This window comes from Citrobacter sp. U14242 (assembly GCF_046555775.1).
In the GTDB taxonomy this organism is placed as follows: domain Bacteria; phylum Pseudomonadota; class Gammaproteobacteria; order Enterobacterales; family Enterobacteriaceae; genus Citrobacter.
In genome coordinates, this window is sequence record NZ_JBKGLW010000007.1 from 56237 (window position 1) to 77033 (window position 20797).

General features: G+C 50.8%; 24 protein-coding genes and 3 tRNA genes. 13 read left to right on the plus strand and 14 right to left on the minus strand.

All coding sequences use genetic code 11. The features are described from left to right. Positions 1-237: 237 nt before the first annotated feature. The 5 genes from ACLJXE_RS12920 to ACLJXE_RS12940 form a co-directional block, all read right to left on the minus strand. Positions 238-729, minus strand: a complete 492-nt coding sequence (locus ACLJXE_RS12920) for a DUF2501 domain-containing protein (protein ID WP_410751073.1) — start codon at positions 727-729, stop codon at positions 238-240. 70 nt (positions 730-799) lie between these two features. Then, entirely contained in the window at positions 800-1537 is a 738-nt protein-coding gene (dnaC, locus tag ACLJXE_RS12925; RefSeq protein ID WP_003019133.1) for a DNA replication protein DnaC, read from the minus strand. A 2-nt stretch (positions 1538-1539) separates the two neighbouring features. Next, on the minus strand, positions 1540-2079 hold the full coding sequence (dnaT, locus tag ACLJXE_RS12930) for a primosomal protein DnaT (RefSeq protein WP_410751074.1): 540 nt from the start codon (positions 2077-2079) through the stop codon (positions 1540-1542). 123 nt (positions 2080-2202) lie between these two features. Continuing rightward, positions 2203-2676: a threonine/serine exporter gene (locus ACLJXE_RS12935; protein WP_202039584.1), complete on the minus strand. Its 474-nt coding sequence runs from the start codon at positions 2674-2676 to the stop codon at positions 2203-2205. Next, on the minus strand, positions 2667-3443 hold the full coding sequence (locus ACLJXE_RS12940) for a threonine/serine exporter ThrE family protein (RefSeq protein ID WP_101742995.1): 777 nt from the start codon (positions 3441-3443) through the stop codon (positions 2667-2669). The genes ACLJXE_RS12935 and ACLJXE_RS12940 overlap by 10 nt, the downstream gene beginning before the upstream one ends. A gap of 442 nt (positions 3444-3885) precedes the next feature. Here ACLJXE_RS12940 and ACLJXE_RS12945 point away from each other — a divergent pair, with 442 nt between their 5' ends. Together ACLJXE_RS12945 and bglJ are read left to right on the plus strand one after the other, a co-directional pair. After that, positions 3886-4611 carry a helix-turn-helix transcriptional regulator gene (locus ACLJXE_RS12945; RefSeq protein WP_410751075.1) on the plus strand — a complete coding sequence of 242 codons (726 nt, stop codon included), beginning with the start codon at positions 3886-3888 and terminating at the stop codon, positions 4609-4611. Then, complete coding sequence (gene bglJ / locus ACLJXE_RS12950) at positions 4572-5261, plus strand: DNA-binding transcriptional activator BglJ (protein WP_410751076.1); 690 nt, start codon at positions 4572-4574, stop codon at positions 5259-5261. The genes ACLJXE_RS12945 and bglJ overlap by 40 nt, the downstream gene beginning before the upstream one ends. 45 nt (positions 5262-5306) lie before the next feature. Here the strand turns inward: bglJ and ACLJXE_RS12955 are convergent, their stop codons facing one another. Then, positions 5307-5765 carry a YbaK/EbsC family protein gene (locus tag ACLJXE_RS12955; protein WP_410751077.1) on the minus strand — a complete coding sequence of 153 codons (459 nt, stop codon included), beginning with the start codon at positions 5763-5765 and terminating at the stop codon, positions 5307-5309. A gap of 235 nt (positions 5766-6000) precedes the next feature. On the opposite strand from ACLJXE_RS12955, the gene ACLJXE_RS12960 reads away from it, so the two are divergent. After that, positions 6001-6141 (plus strand): hypothetical protein, encoded by a 141-nt coding sequence (locus tag ACLJXE_RS12960; RefSeq protein WP_271441718.1) that lies wholly within the window; start codon positions 6001-6003, stop codon positions 6139-6141. After that, a complete protein-coding gene (locus tag ACLJXE_RS12965) occupies positions 6131-7474 on the plus strand; it encodes a PTS sugar transporter subunit IIC (protein WP_410751078.1) in 1344 nt (447 codons plus the stop codon). Before ACLJXE_RS12960 ends, ACLJXE_RS12965 begins: the two co-directional genes overlap by 11 nt. Positions 7475-7504: 30 nt before the next feature. On the opposite strand, the gene fhuF is transcribed toward ACLJXE_RS12965, so the two are convergent. Together fhuF and ACLJXE_RS12975 are read right to left on the minus strand one after the other, a co-directional pair. Then, a complete protein-coding gene (gene fhuF / locus ACLJXE_RS12970; RefSeq protein ID WP_410751079.1) occupies positions 7505-8293 on the minus strand; it encodes a siderophore-iron reductase FhuF in 789 nt (262 codons plus the stop codon). 109 nt (positions 8294-8402) lie between these two features. Then, on the minus strand, positions 8403-9479 hold the full coding sequence (locus ACLJXE_RS12975; RefSeq protein ID WP_410751080.1) for a GGDEF domain-containing protein: 1077 nt from the start codon (positions 9477-9479) through the stop codon (positions 8403-8405). 252 nt (positions 9480-9731) lie between these two features. On the opposite strand from ACLJXE_RS12975, the gene ACLJXE_RS12980 reads away from it, so the two are divergent. Next, a complete protein-coding gene (locus tag ACLJXE_RS12980) occupies positions 9732-9968 on the plus strand; it encodes a DUF1435 domain-containing protein (protein WP_410751213.1) in 237 nt (78 codons plus the stop codon). Between the two features lie 39 nt (positions 9969-10007). Here the strand turns inward: ACLJXE_RS12980 and ACLJXE_RS12985 are convergent. The 4 genes from ACLJXE_RS12985 to rsmC form a co-directional block, all read right to left on the minus strand. Continuing rightward, positions 10008-10094: transfer RNA gene (locus tag ACLJXE_RS12985), tRNA-Leu, on the minus strand. Between the two features lie 33 nt (positions 10095-10127). Next, positions 10128-10214: transfer RNA gene (locus ACLJXE_RS12990), tRNA-Leu, on the minus strand. 28 nt (positions 10215-10242) lie between these two features. Continuing rightward, a tRNA-Leu gene (locus ACLJXE_RS12995) sits at positions 10243-10329 on the minus strand. Between the two features lie 205 nt (positions 10330-10534). Then, on the minus strand, positions 10535-11566 hold the full coding sequence (gene rsmC, locus ACLJXE_RS13000) for a 16S rRNA (guanine(1207)-N(2))-methyltransferase RsmC (RefSeq protein WP_410751081.1): 1032 nt from the start codon (positions 11564-11566) through the stop codon (positions 10535-10537). A 155-nt stretch (positions 11567-11721) separates the two neighbouring features. Between rsmC and holD the strand changes: the two genes are divergently transcribed. The 8 genes from holD (at position 11722) to ACLJXE_RS13040 (ending at position 18223) form a co-directional block, all read left to right on the plus strand. Then, positions 11722-12135, plus strand: coding sequence for a DNA polymerase III subunit psi (gene holD / locus ACLJXE_RS13005; RefSeq protein WP_410751082.1), 414 nt, complete (start codon positions 11722-11724; stop codon positions 12133-12135). Next, the gene (rimI, locus tag ACLJXE_RS13010) at positions 12104-12550 is read left to right on the plus strand and encodes a ribosomal protein S18-alanine N-acetyltransferase (protein WP_410751083.1); all 447 of its coding nucleotides are present in this window, start codon (positions 12104-12106) and stop codon (positions 12548-12550) included. Before holD ends, rimI begins: the two co-directional genes overlap by 32 nt. 17 nt (positions 12551-12567) lie before the next feature. Next, on the plus strand, positions 12568-13245 hold the full coding sequence (gene yjjG / locus ACLJXE_RS13015) for a pyrimidine 5'-nucleotidase (RefSeq protein ID WP_410751214.1): 678 nt from the start codon (positions 12568-12570) through the stop codon (positions 13243-13245). A gap of 92 nt (positions 13246-13337) precedes the next feature. Then, positions 13338-14927, plus strand: coding sequence for a peptide chain release factor 3 (gene prfC, locus ACLJXE_RS13020; RefSeq protein WP_016151601.1), 1590 nt, complete (start codon positions 13338-13340; stop codon positions 14925-14927). Positions 14928-15226: 299 nt separating this feature from the next. Beyond that, a complete protein-coding gene (osmY, locus tag ACLJXE_RS13025) occupies positions 15227-15844 on the plus strand; it encodes a molecular chaperone OsmY (RefSeq protein WP_410751084.1) in 618 nt (205 codons plus the stop codon). 128 nt (positions 15845-15972) lie between these two features. Continuing rightward, positions 15973-16134, plus strand: a complete 162-nt coding sequence (locus ACLJXE_RS13030) for a DUF1328 domain-containing protein (RefSeq protein WP_003019081.1) — start codon at positions 15973-15975, stop codon at positions 16132-16134. Between the two features lie 242 nt (positions 16135-16376). After that, a complete protein-coding gene (locus ACLJXE_RS13035) occupies positions 16377-17450 on the plus strand; it encodes a patatin family protein (protein WP_286630665.1) in 1074 nt (357 codons plus the stop codon). Continuing rightward, on the plus strand, positions 17447-18223 hold the full coding sequence (locus ACLJXE_RS13040; protein WP_286630666.1) for a metal-dependent hydrolase: 777 nt from the start codon (positions 17447-17449) through the stop codon (positions 18221-18223). The genes ACLJXE_RS13035 and ACLJXE_RS13040 overlap by 4 nt, the downstream gene beginning before the upstream one ends. 65 nt (positions 18224-18288) lie before the next feature. Here the strand turns inward: ACLJXE_RS13040 and ACLJXE_RS13045 are convergent, their stop codons facing one another. Both ACLJXE_RS13045 and ACLJXE_RS13050 read right to left on the minus strand, forming a co-directional pair. Next, the gene (locus ACLJXE_RS13045; protein ID WP_410751085.1) at positions 18289-19152 is read right to left on the minus strand and encodes a YjjW family glycine radical enzyme activase; all 864 of its coding nucleotides are present in this window, start codon (positions 19150-19152) and stop codon (positions 18289-18291) included. Continuing rightward, the gene (locus ACLJXE_RS13050; protein WP_410751086.1) at positions 19124-20674 is read right to left on the minus strand and encodes a YjjI family glycine radical enzyme; all 1551 of its coding nucleotides are present in this window, start codon (positions 20672-20674) and stop codon (positions 19124-19126) included. The genes ACLJXE_RS13045 and ACLJXE_RS13050 overlap by 29 nt, the downstream gene beginning before the upstream one ends. Positions 20675-20797 lie beyond the last annotated feature (123 nt).

Consider the following 20797-nt stretch of genomic DNA (forward strand, 5'->3'; position numbering starts at 1 on the left):
ATCCTCAGTAACACCGGGCAATTGCCTGGCAGGCTAATCATTTTTTTGAGAGTACAATGTAATAGCGTTGTTATATTGCTGCAATTGTAGTGACATTAAATGAGATTGTTATTCAGAATTGGTTTAGATATGCGGGTTTTTGCGGGCAATCACTACTCACCTGGCAGGTAAATATCTTCGTGGAATTGAATGACGCCGCGCCGGTGGTGAAATGGCCGGGGCGCGGCATTTGTTGTATCAGGAAATGAAGTTCATACCCTGTTTTAATACCAGATCGCAGGCCTTGGCTTTGACCTTCTCGGCCAGCGGTGTGCTGCCAATGTTACTCAGGTTAAGCTGCTGACCATCTTTGGTATTGAGCATCCCCTGAATACCATCCAGATAGTTGGTATCTTTTTTCTGCTCAGCCGTGCTCAGACCCAGTTTATCCAGCACCTGGTTTTTGACGTTTTGCGCGTCAGTGACCGAAGCCAGTTTCTGTTTCGCACAGTATTCCAAAATCCCTGCTGCGTTATTCATGCTGCTGGACGTCAGGGACTGATTGCTGCCATTTAGCAGGCTGGTCAGGGAAGAAATCGAGGAACTGCCCTGCGAGGTGGAGCTTTGTTTACTCAGTTCGCTGGCTGCGCTGGAGAGCGAATCTTGCCAGGATGCGGCAAAAACGCTGGTGGAGATGAGCGTGCTGGCGGCAACCGCGCAGCACAGCAGACGTTTGGTAGTTTTCATCATTATGTGTAACTCGTGTTATGCATTTTCAGCGCAGTATAGCGCTGGCTGTCTTAGGAGTGTTCCCAATACGCTAATACTCTTTGCCGGTGACCCGACTCCGGTAGCTTTCCCAGTTAAAGATCACCCACAGGCTGTTGCCCAGACGCATACGATCCATCACCCGTTCGCCGAGCAGTTTGTTCATTTCATCCATATTGCTGTTTGTTAACATGCCGGTTGGGCGTTTAGACGACGAACGGCGATCGACAATCTGGTTGATGATCACTTTTTCGTAGCGGGATTCTGTCTGCATGCCGATCTCGTCGATCACCAGTAGATCCACATTGCTGAGATCGTTGAGCAGTTGCTCTTCACTGGTCTCACGATTGCTGAATGTTTCTTTCATCGCCGACATGATGTCGGCCACGGTAATAATCAGTACCGACTTGCCGCGCAGCAGCAGTTCGTTGCAGATGGCAGCGGCAAGATGGTTTTTACCCGTACCGGGTTTGCCGGAGAAGATAAAACTGGCGATGTTGCCGTCAAACTCTTCAACGTATTGGCGGGCTTTGCTCAGGGCATTCATTTGACCTTCGCACTCGACGCGATAGTTCTCGAACGAGCAGTTCTGGTGTAGTGGGCGGATACCGGAACGGTTGAAGGTCCTTTGCATTTTCATGGCCCGGTTTTCACGCGCCAATGCAGCGGCACGAATTTCACCTTGCTCCTTTTGCCACGCCAGCAGCTCCTCACCTGTTTTGAAGGCTGGCTCAACATTAGGTGGCATCATTTTTTGCAAACGTTTCATCAGGTCGCCAACGTTTTTCATCGTTATCCCCTAAAACCTGGTGGAATATGGCTGTCAGGTTCGCTGACACTGTTAACATCGCGCTTGGGCATTCCGCCATTGCTGGCCCGGCCTATTTGTATGCTGCGCGCCAGTTTTTGCTGCCACTGGATATGGTGAAAGACTTTGCCTTCGGCTTGCCAGTAGGCAACAAATGAAGCCAGTTCTTCAGCGGTGACTGGCTCTCTTAGCGCCACTCCCCATAACGCCGCCTGACGCTGGAAGTCAGCATCTGGCTGCCAGTCAGCGTACATCGCAAATTTACCCATTGGCACGGCAACCGGTGCAGCTTGCGGCTCTTCATAAAATTGGGCATCTAATGTTACATCGCTTCCCGGGCGTGACAGCTTCTCTTCAAGCGCCAGCAACTCTGCCAGCCGTGCTGGGGTTACTGCGTAAAAAGCCGGCACATTATTGGCAAAAACAGCCACAGCGCCAGTCGCCGACTTTGCCAGCACCGCGTTGTGATCGTGTAATAAGGCGTCAATACTGATGACGTCCGGAGTCAAAATTTTGCAGGACATAATGTTTCTCAATACTGAACAACAACCGAGAAGGGACTGCTTTTATAGTAACACAGAGAAAGAGGAGAGCAGCAGATGAGGGAAGGTTCCCCCCATCTGCGAAGGGGTAAACAGGTTCACTCGTTAAACGCGCGGACGTTTGCGATACAGCCATAATCCTGGCACGGAAAGCCCAATTGAGAGTGCGCCCACAATCGATGACGCTTTCAGGAAGTTGGTCAGCAGGGTGATCATCAGCGCTTCGCTATAGCCGAAATGACCGATCTTTACAGCGGATATCATGGCGGTGTAGGCGGAGATCCCTGGGAACATAGGGATCACTGCCGCAACGGTGAAGACTTTCGGATGTGCCAGATACCATCGTGACCACTGGATCCCAATGCAGCCTACCAGCAATGAGGCCATAAAGGTGGACCACTCGATGTTAAATCCAGCGGTCATCATAACCATTCGGGAACCGTGTCCCAATGCGCCCAACAACGCACACCAGGGAAGCGCCCGATGTGGAACATTAAAGACCATGGCAAATCCTACTGCCGGGATGGCAGAAAGGATCATGTCCTGTATGAGTGCAAAAATAAAATCGATCACGCCCATCCGCGAAGCCCCCATAAGGTCATGGACATCACCACGCCAATGCAGGTTGCCAGCGTAAGCAGACTGGCAATCGCCCAGCGAGCGAGGCCGGTGTTAATGTGACCTTTAAACATATCCGCAACTGAATTGATCAACGGGAAACCGGGAACCAGTAACAGCACGCTGGCGGCCATGGCTACAGTCGGCGTGTGATTAAACGTCGGCAGCGTAAGCAGCAGGCCGGATATGGTCGTTGCCACGAAAGCGGTGATACAAAAGTTGATTTGTGGATGCAAATGCCGGGAAGCCAGGATCTGGCGAATGTACATGGCGATCATGCTGGCGAAAAAGGTGATCATCGCGCCATCCCAGCCGCCGTTATTGAGCTTACAAAAGCAGGCGCAGGACAATCCGACCATGAAAGCAACCAGCCATCTGGGATAGCGCAGCGGTTTGATTTGGTTAAACCGTTTCTCTACCCCTTTTTCATCCAGCAGATTATGTTCTGCCAAAATAACGATGTGTTGCACTTCCGTCACGACGTGCATATTGATGCCACGATCCTGATTTTTTCGGGTCGATGTCAGGCATTGTCCGTCTTTGATCGTCGTCAGGACGATAGCATTCGATGATATGGCACTTTCTACACTGTCCATCCCAAGCGCCAGACCCAGGCGGGTGGAAAGTTCATCGACTAACGCGCTTTCTGCGCCATGTTGCAGTAAAAAAAGCCCGCATTGTATACATAACCGTGTAACCGTTCTTTGTGACGACTGCTCTGTTTGCATAGCTCGCTCTGACTAAAAGATGCTCTCTTAATGAAGAATATCTTCTTTTTATCATGAAGCGCGAGTCTGTTGGCTCTGGATAAGATCAATCTTTGTGTTGAAAAAAGAAACCGGCCACTCGGTGGTTGCAGGGAATCGTATTGTGGACCCACTCCTGAACCAGGGCTAAATTTTCTGAGGTGAGCAGTAATTACGTAAGGAATGCTAATAATTTAATGTAGTTATTTTAATTGTACAATGATTGTACTTATGCGTGATTATGGCATGATAAATTTATAGTGTGATGTTATTGGGAATGTAGCATCACCGTTCCTTATTCAGAATAGGGATAATAATTCATCCTGTCTATTGTTCAACGCATGTCTATTTATTAATTATTTTATTTGATTGTAGGTGATACTTGTGCAAGCAAGATATGAAGACATGTGAATATGGAGGAGTTATGTTGCTGGGACGCTGCAAGAACGCAATTATTATTAGTAAATTACCTATCATACAAACTGGGCTTAAAGGGGTAATGCAGGCGCATTTCTCCGATTACAAACTGACCTACTGCCGCTCTGTAGAAGAACTGACATTGCTGCAACTGCGACGTTCAGATCTGGTCATCGCTGATTTAACCGGAGATTGTAGCCATCCGCGTTCGATCTGCGAACAATATTATTCTTTGTTACCCCAATACCGTGATATTCACTGGGTCTTTCTTGTTTCTCGAAATTATTATCCTGTGGCCGTTGAGTTGCTGATGTGTCCAATCAGTACGCTGTTATCCGATGCCGAACCGATCGACAGTTTAGTAAATGCTATTGATGCGGGGAATATTTATGCTGACAGAATTAGCCAGGTATTGCTTTCTCCGGTAATAACACCAGAAAGACAGGATCATAGCGTACATTCAATTATTCTGACGCTATCTGAACGGAAAGTGCTACGGCTTCTGGGAAAGGGTTGGGGGATTAACCAGATTGCCACATTACTTAAAAAAAGTAATAAGACCATCAGCGCCCAAAAAAATAGCGCAATGCGCCGTCTGTCTATACACAGCAATGCGGAGATGTATGCCTGGATAAATAGTTCTCAAGGAGCACGAGAATTGAATCTACCTTCAGTTTATGGAGAGACCACGGAATGGAAGACGGAAGTATCAAAAGAAATGTCGCACTGGTAGAAAAGTGTGTCATGAGCAGTGTGGGTATTTATAATTTATTTAATGCCATACCGAATAACCAATATCGACTCCATCCCTTTTCACGACAGCCAGCCTTCAGCCAGGCGATGTCACAGACGTCATTTTTCGCGGTTATTTTTTCACTTTCCGCGAAAAGAACCGATCGTCGCACCGGGCTGGCCTACCTGACGGAGCTGGCGATGAAACACCCTCGCATCAAGCGAGTAGTCATTGCCGATGATGATGAGGAGGCGCGGTTAATTGGCTCGCTGTCACCGTCACCACTGGATGCCGTGATTAGCAAAGCATCCACACTGAGTGTGTTACAGGAAGAATTATTTGCAGCGTTGGATTGTGTCAGAGGGGAAACAGAGGATACAAAAAAACTCTGGTATATCAATCAATGTCGTATGCTTAGCCCAACCGAGCGCGAAATTCTGCGCTATATGTCGAATGGCTATTCGATGCTGCAGATCGCGATTGAGCTTGAGCGAAACATTAAAACGATTCGTGCGCATAAATTTAATGTGATGTCCAAACTGGGCGTTAGTTCGGATGCCGGATTACTGGATGCTGCCGATATTCTGTTGCATGTACGCTCTGCTGAACCGTCATCTTTTCGTCGTACTGCCCCGTTATGGCGCGCTTGAGAAAAGGTGTATCAGCGTAGTCATTGGCATGGAAAGGTAAATCGATCACTGGCACACATCAACCCAGGTCGCCGCAGTCAGTTCTGCTATTCTCTCTGGCGTGATGCGAACCGCGCTGTGAGTGGCTCCAGCCGCAGGGAGCACTTCAGTGTAGTATTTCAACGAGACATCACAGTACACCGATATTGGTGTCTCCAACCCGAAAGGACATACGCCTCCCACGGGATGGCCTGTTGCGATGACCACTTCATCGCTGCTCAGCATGCGCGCTTTGGCGCCAAACGTATTTTTCAGTTTTTTATTATCGAGGCGAGCATCTCCTCTGGCGACGACCAGGATAATGTCGTTTTTCACTTTTAGTGACAGCGTTTTTGCGATCTGCCCTGGTTCGACGTTATGGGCTTTTGCTGCCAGATCGACGGTGGCGGTGCTTTGATCTAATTCGATGATTTCAATATCTGGCGCATGTTGCGCTAAAAACTGCCGCACTGATTGCAAACTCATTCTTTTCTCCCTCTCGCTTATCCGCAGCCCTGTATAGCAGAAAACCGCCTGGCGTAATTTGTCATAGGGGCAGCGTTACTGTAAATATTTTATTGTAACAACATAGCAACATCGACAGTTTTTCGATCACCTTCACAATCAAAGAAACCGGTTACAGTAACCGGTTGCAGAATATTGAAATGGCGATTAATACTGAAGCTGTCACTTCCTCTGTATCACATAATAAGAGCCATCTATGAAACTTAACTTTAATAGCGGTAGCGCTGGTGTTCCTCCCGGCACGGTTGCGAAAAGTGGTAACGGGCCTTACGTGGTGGTGTTGATACCAGCACATTTACAGGGTTTTGCACAACAGGAGAGCGGCTATGTCTACTAACCATGCTGTGTTTAATGTGATTTTCCGCTTTGTTGAAAACTACGTTAGCCCTGTCGCCGGGCGCATTTCTTCACAACGTCATGTGATGGCAATACGTGATGGCTTCATTTCGGCAATGCCGTTTATGATTGTAGGATCTTTTTTGCTGGTTTTTGCCTATCCCCCTTTTTCGCCGGATACCACCTGGGGATTTGCCCGCGCATGGCTGGATCTGGCAAAACAATTTGAAGGCCAGATACTCACGCCGTTTGATATGACGATGGGGATCATGTCGGTCTATATATGTGCCGCCATTGCTTACAACCTGGGTAAACACTATGTGAAGTCGCATCAGCTGGATCCGTTTATGTGCGCGATGCTGTCCATCATGGCGTTTTTACTGATCGCCGCACCGAAAACCAAAGGTACGATGCCGGTTGATAGCCTGGGTGGGACGGGGATTTTCACCGCGATCCTCGTGGCGATTTATTGCGTTGAGATGATGCGGTTCCTGAAGGTGCACAACATCGGGATCCGCTTACCCGATCAAGTGCCGCCGATGATCAAAAACTCATTTGATCTCCTGATCCCAGTGCTGGTTGTGGTACTGACGCTGTACCCGCTTAGCCTGGTGATACAGTCGCAGTTTGATATGCTGATCCCTCAGGCCATTATGGCAATCTTTAAACCGCTGGTGTCTGCTGCCGATTCTCTTCCGGCGATACTGCTGGCGGTATTGATAGGCCACCTGCTGTGGTTTGCCGGGATTCACGGGGCGGCGATTGTGTCCGGGATGCTGCAAATGTTCTGGCTGACCAACCTCGGCATGAATCAATCGGCGCTGGCGCAGGGGGCTCCTTTGCCGCATATCTTTATGGAAGCGTTCTGGACGTTTTTTATCGTGGTGGGGGGATCGGGGGCAACGATGGGGCTGGTGATTTGCTATCTGCGCAGCCGCTCTGCCCATTTACGCTCAATTGGACGCCTCAGCGTCGTCCCAAGCATTTTTAATATCAATGAACCGGTGATTTTCGGCACGCCGATAGTGATGAATCCGGTGTTCTTTATTCCGTTCCTGCTTGCGCCGATGGTGAATGCCGTATTGGCCTGGGCGGCGATGAAGCTGGATTTGATTGGTCGCGTCATTTCTGTCGTTCCCTGGACCGCACCGGCCCCGGTGGGGGCGGCATGGGCATTAGGCTGGGATTATCGAGCGGCGATCCTGGTGGTCGTGTTGGCGCTGGTTTCTGCCATCATCTACTTCCCATTCTTTAAGGTCTATGAAAAGCAATTGCTGGCGCAGGAAAAAGAAGAAGCTCAGCGTATAGAAGAGGAAAGTCAGCAGGTAGCGTAATCGTGCAGGCGGGGGGTTGTGGCTCCTCGCTTACTTTAACGTGCAGTCACCGCATTGCTGAACATCGGGCAAGCGATAGCGTTGACAGCAGGTTCTGCGTACTAACAGACCCTCACGTGGAACGACGGTACGCCACAACGGATTATCCTGGCCACAGGAGAGCTGTTTCTCAAAGAAGCAGGTTTGACGCAATGTTGTCAGCAGCTCTTCACCTAACAGCGGCTTCATTTCCGTTAAATACCAGTGGATGAGATACCCGGTATTGCTCCAGATAAGTTTCGCGTTGATCTCACCCGTCGATTCCAGCGCCTGAACAACCGGTGTCAGGGCTGACAAAATCAGCGTTTCCATGCGTTGTTGCGGTGAGAGCGCAGTGGTCTGGTGATCCTGATGTACATCTATCCAGAAACATGCGGCACGCCCGGTTTCGTGAAATTCCACGTGCATATGTTCAGGCGCGACATCCATGGCTTCTTTTTGCGTCAGCAGAGCTACCATAAGCGGGGGCATCATCAGGCCGATATACCATTGCGCCCAGAGGGAGAGCAGCGGTTTATTTTCGCGTACTAACGTGGGCTGGTTGCGGTAGATATGGTCTGAATAAACGGCCAGAAGCGAACTTAACGTTGTCGGTTGCGTCCATTCATGTAATGTCATTGCACCTTGTGGTGGGGGCTCGTCAAGACGAATGAAATCCAGCAAGTGTTCGCGAGTTTGGGCTATGGTCGCACGCACGGAGGCCGCCAGCGAGGGCATCTCTGAAGGGAGATGGCTGCGCCAGATGACATCTTCAACGATGGGTGCGGAACGGTAAGCCATGGTGATATAAGGATGTTAATCTAAATGATAATGATTGCTAATCCTATAGGTGAGGGTAAACGATGGCAAGATCTTTGTCGCAATATCGGGCAGTTCCGCACGGATAAACTCAGGAAGAGGCGCAGTTTATCCTCAGTTCATCGCTGACCAGGGTGTTGTTTCGACCGAGATTCTTGGCCTCATAAAGCGCTTTGTCTGCTCTGGTAATCGCAGAGTCAATATCCTGATCCACTAAAGGCGCAATGCCGATGCTGACCGTCACATTGGTTGCTACGCTCTCATTAAACATATGAGGAATCTTAAGGTCATATACTTTCTGGCGGATACGCTCAGCTGCGGCCTGCGCCTGCTGTGGATCGACGGCGGTCAGTAACACCATAAATTCTTCGCCACCAAAACGCGCGACCACATCCCGGGAGCGTACGGAATCACGAATCGCGGCAGAAACGCGAATTAACGCCTGATCGCCCATCATATGCCCGTAATGGTCGTTATAGGCTTTGAAATGATCGATATCCAGCAATAAGACGTAATGCTTCGAGTTGCTCAGTGCCAGCAACGTATCGAGTCGGTGTTGCAGCCCCCGGCGGTTATACAGACCCGTCAGCGGGTCGAGCATACTGAGGCCGTTCAGCGTTTCCCGTTCCTCTAAAAGTTTGTACATCAGTTGCTGAGCAAAACCGTCATAGCGCTTTTGGATCACATGCTGAATGGCGATCCCAGCCATCGGCAGTGCCATGAAATAGATCACTCGCAGCCCATGTTCACTGCCATTCAGCCACAAGCACACGGCAACTGAGGGAAGTGAGTGGAGGGTAAAGGCAATGATATTATTGGCAAAAGCGATAGAACCAATAAACAGCACGCTGAGAAGCGCTATTAACAGGAAATAATAATCATTATGACCTAGCGCGTTAAATTTCAGGAAAATATGCAATGCCCATAACAAGCCAAAAACGATTGAAATAAAAGGAAGATTAATTCTTTTATTCGCATATTTCCCATGCCATGCCAACAGCAATGTACTGGCGGCCAGGATGATCAATGCCGGGACAGATAAGGCGTTGACGGCAAAAAGTGGGAAAACAAGCGTAAACAGCGCGGAGACTGCGTTGAGAAGCAGAAACAGACGTAAAGAGAGTTGATATTTCTTAGTGCGCAGAGTTCGCCAGGATTGTACTGTCATAGGTAAATATTGTTATCTATCTGCAATATATGAAGGTGTGTTTGTAAGGAAAAAAGATGAACGAAAAATCATTCGTTCAGGTCGTTATTGTTTTTTGATGAAAAGCTAACCGGCGAGCAATTTATCACCTTAAATTATTCATGTCATCAATCGTTAAGTAAAACTCATAGAATTGATAGCCTTTCCTGGCTGACAAATGAGAAAATTTATCATATGATATTGGTTATCATTATCAATGTCATAGGTGAAACCATGTTGCAACGTGCGCTGGGCAGTGGATGGGGGGTTTTGCTGCCGGGGATAGTGATTGCCGGGCTGGCATTTACTGACCTGTCACTCGACGCATGGAAGGCGATGATTGTATTAGGATTGCTGTTGACTTCGCTAATGCTATACCACAAACGCTTACGGCATTTCGTTTTGTTGCCTTCATGTGCAGCGCTGATCGGCGGTATTGTCTTGGTAGTAATGAACTGGAATCAGGGATGAGTAAAGCAGAGAAGAAAACCGAGAGGAAAATAAGATAATTGGTGCGAGGGGGGGGACTTGAACCCCCACGTCCGTAAGGACACTAACACCTGAAGCTAGCGCGTCTACCAATTCCGCCACCTTCGCACAGTCATCTTACTTTTTTTGATATCGCCTCGTTGGTGCGAGGGGGGGGACTTGAACCCCCACGTCCGTAAGAACACTAACACCTGAAGCTAGCGCGTCTACCAATTCCGCCACCTTCGCCCAGTGCGAGCAATATCAACGTGGATTATGGTGCGAGGGGGGGGACTTGAACCCCCACGTCCGAAAGGACACTAACACCTGAAGCTAGCGCGTCTACCAATTCCGCCACCTTCGCATACCATCGATACTCAAAAAGTATCGTTACCACGGAGGCGCATTCTAGTGGTTTTCAGCTTTTCGTCAATAGTTAATTGCCCAGGACGCGATTAATTGATGTAAAAATGGGCGCCAGCCGTAGGCCGGATAAGCGATAGCGCCATCCGGCATTACCCGGTGTCACGTCGGATGGCGGCGTAAACGTCTTATCCGGCCTACATCAGTTAGGCTTTTTTCGCCTGACGCGTCATGATGGTACGATAAACCTTGAAACGACCGGTTTGTGCGATAACTTCATGGAAACCAAACACCTCATCCAGCACTTTCGGATACGGCAGGAAGGCGTTGGCCACGATACGCAGCTCGCCGCCGCTGTTCAGGTGACGAACTGCCCCGCGAATCAGCGTTTGAGCTGCATCAAGGCTGGTCTGCATGCCATCGTGGAACGGCGGGTTAGAGATGATCATATCAAAGCGGCCTGTCACGTCAGAAAAGACGTTACTGGCAATCACGTCACCTTCAATGCCGTTTGCAGCAAGCGTTGCGCGACTGGCTTCAACCGCGGATGCGCTGACATCGCACAGGGTCAGTCGAACTTTCGGCGAGTGACTGGCTAACGCAACAGAGAGCACGCCCGCGCCACAGCCGACATCCAGAACCTTGCCTTTAGTGTGCGGCGTTAGCGTAGAGAGCAGCAACTGGCTGCCGACATCCAGTCCGTCACGGCTGAATACGCCAGGCAAGGTTTTGATGGTCAGATTGTCGATGGTGTATTCATCCCAGTATTTTTCTGCATCAAAAACGGGCTGTTTTTCCAGGCGGCCATGATAAAGACCACAGCGACGGGCGCTGTCGACTTTATTCAGTGGCGCGTATTCGGCCAGCATCTGCTCTGCGCTGCGCACACCGCTGCGGTTCTCACCGACAACAAAAATATCGGTGCCGACGGGTAACAGCGACAGAATATTCATCAGTTGGAACTGGGCTTCTGGCTTATTCTTCGGCCAGTAGTAGATCAGCGTATCGCTGTCAGCAACGTCATCGGCTTGTGCGACGAGGCTAAAGCGGACGTTATCACCCATTTGGCGGCTCAGTACCTGCCAATGGTGCAACTGCTGAGTATGCGCGCGGCTGGCGGCGCTTGCGAATTGGGCTGGCAGGTCATCCTGCAAATCACCGGCAAACAGAATACGGCTTTGTTCGAAATCATCACTGTGGCGCAGCAAGACTTCACTTGCCGGGGTAAAAGCAGACATGGAATGCTCCTTAATTTATATAGGGTGCGATTATATACACAAAATCATTCAAGCTGAATCAAGGCGGTCTGCGGGATGACGTGTATCGTTGTTTGTTGGCGCTGATTCGACGAATTTGCTATATTTGCGCCCCTGATAGACAGGAGTGTTTCGCTATGACATCCCGACGAGACTGGCAATTACAGCAACTGGGCATTACGCAGTGGTCGCTGCACCGTCCTGGCGCGCTGCGGGGCGAGATCGCGATTTCAATTCCTGCGCATGTCCGTTTGGTGATGGTTGCTGCACAGTTACCCGCGCTAACCGAACCGTTAATGAGCGATATTTTACACGCATTGACCGTTAGCCCGGATCAGGTTTTACAACTGACGCCTGACCGTGTCGCCATGCTGCCGCAAGGTAGCCGCTGTAATAGCTGGCGGCTGGGAACCACTGAGCCGCTGCTGCTGGAGGGCGCTCAGGTCGCCAGTCCGGCGTTTAATGAATTACGGGATAACCCAGCGGCACGCGCCGCGTTATGGCAACAAATCTGCGCATATGAACACGATTTCTTCCCTCGAACCGACTGATTTACCTGCAGCATTTCAGATTGAAAAACGCGCACACGCCTTTCCGTGGAGCGAAAAAACATTCGCCAGCAACCAGGGCGATCGTTATCTCAACGTTCAACTGACCGTTGACGGCACGATGGCAGCCTTTGCGATTACGCAGGTCGTGCTGGATGAAGCTACGCTGTTCAACATCGCCGTTGATCCTGACTTTCAGCGCCGGGGCCTTGGGCGTGAGCTGCTGGAATACCTGATCGATGAGCTGGAAAAGCGCGGTATTCTGACGCTGTGGCTTGAGGTTCGCGCCTCGAATGCTGCGGCAATCGCATTGTATGAAAGCCTTGGCTTTAACGAGGCGACGATTCGGCGCAATTACTATCCGACAGCCGATGGTCATGAAGATGCCATCATAATGGCATTGCCAATCAGCATGTAAGACAAGGTGTAATGATGATGAAGTGGGACTGGATTTTCTTTGATGCCGATGAAACGCTGTTTACGTTTGACTCGTTTACCGGCTTACAGCGGATGTTTCTCGACTATAGCATCACCTTTACCGCTGAAGATTTTCAGGACTACCAGGCCGTGAATAAACCGCTGTGGGTGGATTATCAAAACGGCGCAATTACCTCATTACAGCTGCAGCATGCGCGTTTTCAGAGCTGGGCTGAGCGCCTGAAGGTTGAGCCCGGTCAGCTAAACGATGCGTTTATTAATGCCATGGCAGAAATCTGTTCGCCATTACCGGGTGCCGTGTCGCTGCTTAATGCGATTCGCGGTAAAGCCAGGATTGGCATCATTACCAATGGTTTTACTGCATTACAGCAAATCCGTCTGGAGCGTACGGGCCTGCGCGACTATTTCGACCTGCTGGTGATTTCTGAGCAGGTTGGGGTGGCAAAACCCGATCCCCGTATTTTTGACCACGCGCTGGAGCAGGCGGGCAACCCTGACCGTTCCCGCGTGCTGATGGTGGGCGACACGGCAGAGTCCGATATTCTTGGTGGCATTAACGCCGGGCTATCCACCTGCTGGCTAAATACGCACCGCCGCGAGCAGCCAGCGGGCATTCAGCCGACCTGGACTGTCGTGTCGTTAAGCGAACTGGAGCAGCTCCTGTGTAAACACTGATTGCCTCCCCCCCATTGATGGGTAAAATAGCCGCAATTTTTCGTATTCAACTTGCGCGGCACAATGCCGTGCTTACCTAAGAAGATTTGACTATGACGTTGTCTCCTTATTTGCAAGAGGTGGCCAAACGCCGCACTTTTGCCATTATTTCTCACCCGGATGCCGGTAAAACGACAATTACTGAAAAGGTGCTGTTATTCGGACAGGCAATTCAGACAGCCGGTACGGTAAAAGGCCGTGGCTCCAGCCAGCATGCAAAATCTGACTGGATGGAAATGGAAAAGCAGCGTGGTATCTCTATTACCACGTCTGTCATGCAATTTCCGTATCATGACTGCCTGGTAAACCTGCTGGATACCCCGGGGCACGAAGACTTCTCCGAAGATACCTACCGTACGCTGACGGCGGTCGACTGCTGCCTGATGGTCATCGACGCCGCGAAAGGGGTCGAAGACCGTACCCGCAAGCTGATGGAAGTTACGCGTCTGCGTGATACACCGATCCTGACGTTTATGAACAAACTCGACCGTGATATCCGCGATCCAATGGAGCTGTTGGATGAAGTCGAGAACGAACTGAAAATCGGCTGCGCGCCGATCACCTGGCCGATTGGCTGCGGTAAGTTGTTCAAGGGCGTCTATCACCTGTACAAAGATGAAACGTATCTGTACCAGACCGGTAAAGGCCATACGATTCAGGAAGTCCGCATTGTTAAAGGGTTGAATAACCCTGAACTTGACGCTGCTGTAGGTGAAGACCTGGCGCAGCAACTGCGTGACGAGCTGGAACTGGTGCAGGGCGCATCTAATGAGTTCGATCATGAACTGTTCCTTGCTGGTGAAATCACTCCAGTCTTCTTCGGTACTGCGCTGGGTAACTTCGGCGTTGACCATATGCTGGATGGCTTAGTGGAGTGGGCGCCTGCACCGATGCCGCGTAAAACCGATACCCGCGTTGTGGAAGCCTCAGAAGAGAAATTCACCGGTTTCGTCTTTAAAATTCAGGCCAACATGGACCCGAAACACCGCGACCGTGTCGCTTTCATGCGTGTGGTTTCCGGCAAATACGAGAAAGGCATGAAAATGCGCCAGGTACGTATTGGTAAAGACGTGGTGATTTCCGATGCGCTGACCTTTATGGCCGGGGACCGTTCTCATGTGGAAGAGGCGTATCCTGGCGATATTCTTGGTTTGCATAACCACGGCACGATCCAGATCGGCGATACCTTTACTCAGGGTGAAATGATGAAGTTCACTGGTATTCCGAACTTCGCACCAGAACTGTTCCGCCGTATCCGTCTGAAAGATCCGTTGAAGCAGAAGCAGTTGCTGAAAGGGTTGGTTCAGCTGTCAGAAGAGGGGGCAGTGCAGGTCTTCCGTCCGATCGCCAATAACGATTTGATCGTCGGTGCTGTCGGTGTGCTGCAGTTCGACGTGGTGGTTTCTCGTCTGAAGAGCGAATACAACGTTGAAGCGATTTATGAGTCGGTCAACGTGGCGACTGCGCGCTGGGTAGAGTGTTCTGACGTGAAAAAATTCGAAGAATTTAAGCGTAAAAACGAAATTCAGCTGGCGCTGGATGGTGGGGACAACCTTACCTATATCGCGCCGACCATGGTTAACCTGAATCTCACCCAGGAACGTTACCCTGACGTTCAGTTCCGCAAAACGCGCGAACACTAATCTGCCTCCCAGGGCGCGGTACTCACTGCGCCCTGCAACTTTTCCTGTCTTGTAAATCCCTTGCGGAATGTTCTTAAATCCCCTGATTTTTGTTTGTTTTTTAATCAATTCAGGCATCAGCCACGAAATCGTGAACTATATTTAACAATGTGATGATATAAATATCGGCTTTTAATGCTCATCATTACGCATTTTTTAGCCTCTTTAGCTGATATTTATTTCAGTCACGAGATTAGTTGCTGGTTATGACCGCTATGTGGCAGAACATCGCTATAAGCACAACAAACAGGAATACATCGATGACAATGACAGGACTTAAGATTTCTAAAACGCTACTGGCCGTGATGCTGACTTCCGCTGTCGCAACGGGTTCTGCCTATGCAGAAAACGCCACAATGGATAAAGCGCAATCCGGGCTCGAAAGTGCGGGGCAGAAAGTCGATAGCTCTATGAACAAAGTCGGTAATTTCATGGATGACAGCACCATCACCGCCAAAGTAAAAGCCGCGCTGGTGGACCACGAAAGCATTAAGAGCACCGATATCTCCGTCAAAACGGATCAGAAAGTGGTGACGTTAAGTGGGTTCGTTGAAAGCCAGGCTCAGGCTGAAGAGGCCGTTAACGTCGCGAAAGGCGTTGAGGGCGTGACCTCCGTTAGTGACAAACTGCATGTGCGTGACAGCAAAAACACCTCCGTAAAAGGCTATGCGGGTGATACGGCTATCACCAGTGAAGTGAAAGCCAAGCTGTTGGCTGATGACATCGTCCCTTCTCGTAAAGTGAAAGTTGAGACGACAGATGGCGTGGTCCAGCTTTCAGGAACCGTCGATTCACAGGCGCAAAGTGAGCGTGCTGAGAGTATCGCTAAAGCAATTGATGGCGTGAAAAGCGTCAAAAACGACCTCAAAACTCAGTAATTCGACTTAATTCGTCCTCCTGACGTTTGTCGGGAGGCGCATTGTGCACCACACTGAAAATATCGCCGATGAGCAGCCTGAGCGCTCATATCAAGCGGTCGACATTAACTAGGGTAAAGGAGAAGCATATGTTTCGATGGGGCATCATATTTCTGGTTATCGCGTTAATTGCCGCCGCTCTGGGATTTGGTGGACTGGCGGGTACCGCAGCAGGTGCTGCAAAAATTGTTTTTGTGGTGGGGATTATCCTGTTCCTGGTCAGCCTATTCACTGGCCGTAAACGACCCTAGCGTATCCCTTTATTCTTCAAGTTACAGGTGCGCTGGCTACACGCGCTTACCCGAATCACTTACCAGAGTAAGCTCATCGGGACTCACGCACTTGCCGCTTTCCTGTAACTCGAATTATTTTGGGGATTAGCTGTAAAGAATAATTGCTACTATGCCAGTCCATTGGACTGGCTTTTACGGTTTTAGCGCTGGGCAATTTGCGTTACCTTGTTGCTCTATTACAAAAAAACAGGAAGGCAGAGGTGGGGCAGAGAATACCCGTCACGCTCGGTAATATAGCGCCGTTATCGTTACGTCCATTTCAACCAGGCAGTATGGCGCTGGTGTGCGAAGGCGGAGGGCAACGGGGGATCTTTACTGCCGGCGTACTGGATGAGTTCATGCGTGCGCAATTTAATCCTTTCGATCTCTTCTACGGGACATCTGCTGGCGCGCAAAATCTGTCAGCCTATCTCTGTAACCAACCCGGCTACGGGCGCAAAGTGATCATGCGCTACACCACCCGACGCGAATTCTTTGACCCGGTGCGGTTTGTGCGCGGGGGAAATCTCATCGATCTCGACTGGCTGGTGGACTCCACCGCTGCGCAGATGCCGCTGGCGCTGGATAATGCGGAGCGCCTGTTTGAGGCAGGTAAAGCGTTTTATATGTGCGCCTGCCGGGGAGATGACTACACCCCGGGTTATTTTTCGCCGAACCGGCACAATTGGCTGGATCTCATTCGCGCATCCAGTGCGATTCCGGGATTCTATCGTTCAGGGGTTGTGTTGGATGGCGTAAACTATCTGGATGGTGGGGTCAGTGACGCCATACCCGTTCAGGAGGCGGCGAAGCAAGGGGCGAAAACGCTGGTGGTGATCCGCACCGTGCCGTCGCAAATGTACTACACCCCACAATGGTTCAAACGTATGGAGCGCTGGCTGGGGGAGAGCAGTCTGCAGCCGCTGGTGAATCTGGTTCAACATCATGAAGCCAGCTACCGCGCTATTCAGCGCTTTATCGAAAAACCGCCGGGCAAGCTGCGTATCTTTGAGATCTACCCACCAAAACCGCTCCACAGTATGGCACTGGGGAGCCGTATTCCGGCATTGCGTGAAGACTACAAAACCGGGCGCCTGTGCGGGCGCTATTTTTTGGCAACTATTGGTAAACTGTTGGCGAAAAACGCGCCGTTGCCTCGTCAGACGCCGAAGATTGTGGTGCCCAGCCCGGTGGTGGTTCCACCTGCCCCCGTTGCCAACGATGCCCATGCATCCGTTGCGAGCAGCGCGCCCCAGGCCAACGATACGACGTTTAAAAATGAGGATCTGGCGTGAGTCCCCGGTTTATCGATACGCATTGTCATTTTGATTTCCCCCCCTTTACCGGCGATGAGCCAGCCAGCCTCCAGCGTGCAGCTGACGTCGGTGTGCACCATATTATTGTTCCGGCAACGCAGGCGATGAACTTTTCACGCGTACTGGCGTTAGCGGAAGATTATCCTGCGTTGTATGCCGCGCTGGGTCTGCATCCCATTGTTATTGAAGATCACGATGATGACGGTCTGGACAGGTTGCAACAGGAATTGGAGCAACGACCACAGAAGCTGGTAGCGGTCGGTGAGATCGGGCTGGATCTCTGGCGTGACGATCCGCAGTTTGATAAGCAGGAAAGGGTGCTGGAAGCACAGCTTAAGCTGGCGAAGCGTTACGATCTTCCGGTGATCCTCCATTCGCGCCGTACCCATGACAAGTTGGCTATGCATCTTAAACGCCATGCTCTCCCGCGAACCGGTGTGGTGCATGGCTTTGCCGGAAGCCTGCAACAGGCAACGCGTTTTGTACAACTGGGGTACAAGCTCGGTGTTGGTGGGACCATCACCTATCCACGCGCCAGCAAAACGCGTGAGGTGATGGCGACATTGCCGCTGGAATCGCTGCTGTTGGAAACCGATGCGCCGGATATGCCGCTTAACGGTTTTCAGGGCCAGCCTAATCGTCCTGAGCAGGTGGTCAGAGTTTTTACCGCATTATGCGAACTGCGCTCTGAACCTACGGATGTGATTGCTGACGCGCTGTATCGCAATACGACGGCGTTGTTTGATGTGTGATTGTTGAGTGCCAGATGGCGGCTGCGCCTTATCCAGCCTACAAATGATGTCGTCGCATCCGGCAATCACAGGTACAGCGCCGGGAAGATCAAATTATCCACGCCACGCTTGCGTAACGCATTTGCCAGTTGCTCCACATCTCCCGGCGTGGCACCCGGCCAGGATTGCGCGTCGCCATACACCCCATGCGCATGAAAGGCATTAAGCCGCACAGGCACGTTACCTAAGCGATGAATAAACGCAGACAGCGGGTCAATGTGTTGCAGATAGTCTACCTGACCGGGGATCACCAACAGGCGTAATTCTGCGAGTTTTCCCTGGTCTGCCAGAAAAATAATACTGTTTTTAATCAGAGCATTATCACGCCCTGTCAGTTGCAGATGACATGCGCTATCCCAGGCCTTTAGATCGAGCATTGCACCGTCACAAACCGGTAGCAACTTTTGCCAGCCGGTTTCGCTCAGCATGCCGTTACTGTCTACCAGGCAGGTGAGATGCTGCAGATGCGGATCGCTTTTGATCGCACCAAATAGCGCAATAATAAATGGTAACTGTGTTGTCGCCTCACCACCGCTGACCGTCATTCCTTCAATAAACGGCGAGGCTTTACGAACATGCTGCAGCACCTCATCCACGCTCATGGTCAGCGTCATCGGCGTGGCCTGCTGAGGACACATATGCAGGCAGGTGTCGCATTGCTGGCAAATATCAGATTGCCACCCTACTTTTCCCGCGCTCAGACTTAACGCTTCATGCGGGCAATGCAGCACACATTCCCCGCAATCGTTGCAGCGGCCCATCGTCCACGGATTGTGGCAATTTTTACAGCGCAGATTGCACCCCTGCAGGAACAGGGCCAGACGACTGCCTGGCCCGTCGACGCAGGAGAAGGGAATCAGCTTACTTACTGAAGCGCATCTGCTGTTCATGACTAATCACACGAGGTTGTCGTTCCAGAATACGCGTATTGCGCGCGGCTTCTTCGCCCAGCCAGGTGGTGTTGGTACGTGAACCTTCGGTACGGTATTTTTCCAGATCCGACAGGCGCACCATATAGCCGGTGACGCGAACCAGATCGTTGCCGCTCACGTTGGCGGTAAACTCACGCATACCGGCGTTGAACGCGCCGAGGCAAAGTTGTACCAGCGCCTGTGGGTTACGTTTGATGGTTTCGTCCAGCGTGAGAATATCGCTGATCCCGGCGTGATAATACGCATGATGCGGCGCGACGGTTTGCAGATGGGTGATGGGATCGGGTTCATCACCATATGGCAGACGCGCGCCCGGCGTGGTGCCGATATCAGAACTGATGCCTGACTGCGCATGCAGCATCGCGCGCTGCTTCCAGCCATATTTCACCGGTGTGTTGTTAACAAAGTTGGCGAGCTGGGCACTAATACGATAACCAAGCTGGTTAGCGTACTCCTCTTTGCCGTAACGCGCGTTGTGTCCTGCTTGCTCACACAGCAGGTTTACGGCTTCTGCCAGGCCATACATGCCAAACATCGGCACAAAACGTTCGGGATCGATCAACCCTTCCTGTACCAGGAAGCTATTCTCAAAGAAATGTGATTTCTCGTAGAGGAATTCACATCGTGAATCAATGATGGCGATTTGCTGTTGGCAGTAATGCGGTAGGGTGCGCGTAAAGAAGTCATCGACAGAGGTGCTGCGTTCTGCAATGGCTTTCAGATTGAGTCTGACCAGTGTGCTTCCACCGCCCGCCAGCGGCAGTGAGTTGTAACAACTGACGACGCCATAGTGGCCTTTTGTGAAAATTTTATCATTTTCAGGGCCGTTAGAAATGTGCGGTTTACTGCATTCGCAGATATTTTTCGCGACGTTGAGCAGTAGATCATCAGGAGTAATTTGCGGATCATAAATAAATGTCAGATTGGGCGAAACCTGCTTTAACTCTGCATCTGCGCGTAAAATTGCCCGTGTTACAGGCGTGTCGGCAGGACCGATATTGGCGTGCATAAATGCATCAGGCAGCGTTCTGTCGAGATAACGCCAGAAACGTTTTATTCGAATATCGATCTCGTCTTGTGTTAGAATTTTAACATACGGTTGCAGCAACGCATCGAGTTGACCGAGGTACACTGGCATCGACGTCACTGACGGGACGTGGTGGTAAAGAATGGTGAGTAAGGATAATGCGTCATCGAGATCCTCTGCTCCTTCCAGTTCCAGCCATGATGAACCGTTGGCCAGAAAACGCGCGTAGTCGGGTAAAATATAGCGCGGTTTGAACGGGGCATGACCTTCGTACATGTCGCAGATAACCCCGTCATCCAGCGCCTGGCGTGCTTCAGCAGGCAACTGTGGATACGGCAAAGCGTTTTCTGCCTCCAGTGCCAGAAAATGACGTTTTTGTTCAGGGCTGAGCACTGGACTGGTCACGATTTGTTGGCAGCGCTGTTGCAGTGCGAGTTCGCTTGACGTGGGCATCGTTAGTTCCTTTATGTACTGAAGGTTAAGCGCCATTGTAGGAAGCAACGCAGCGCCAACCTTTGATCCGGATGCGCCTGATGTCACCGCACGCCGCCAGTAAAGGTCATTTATTTGAAGTAG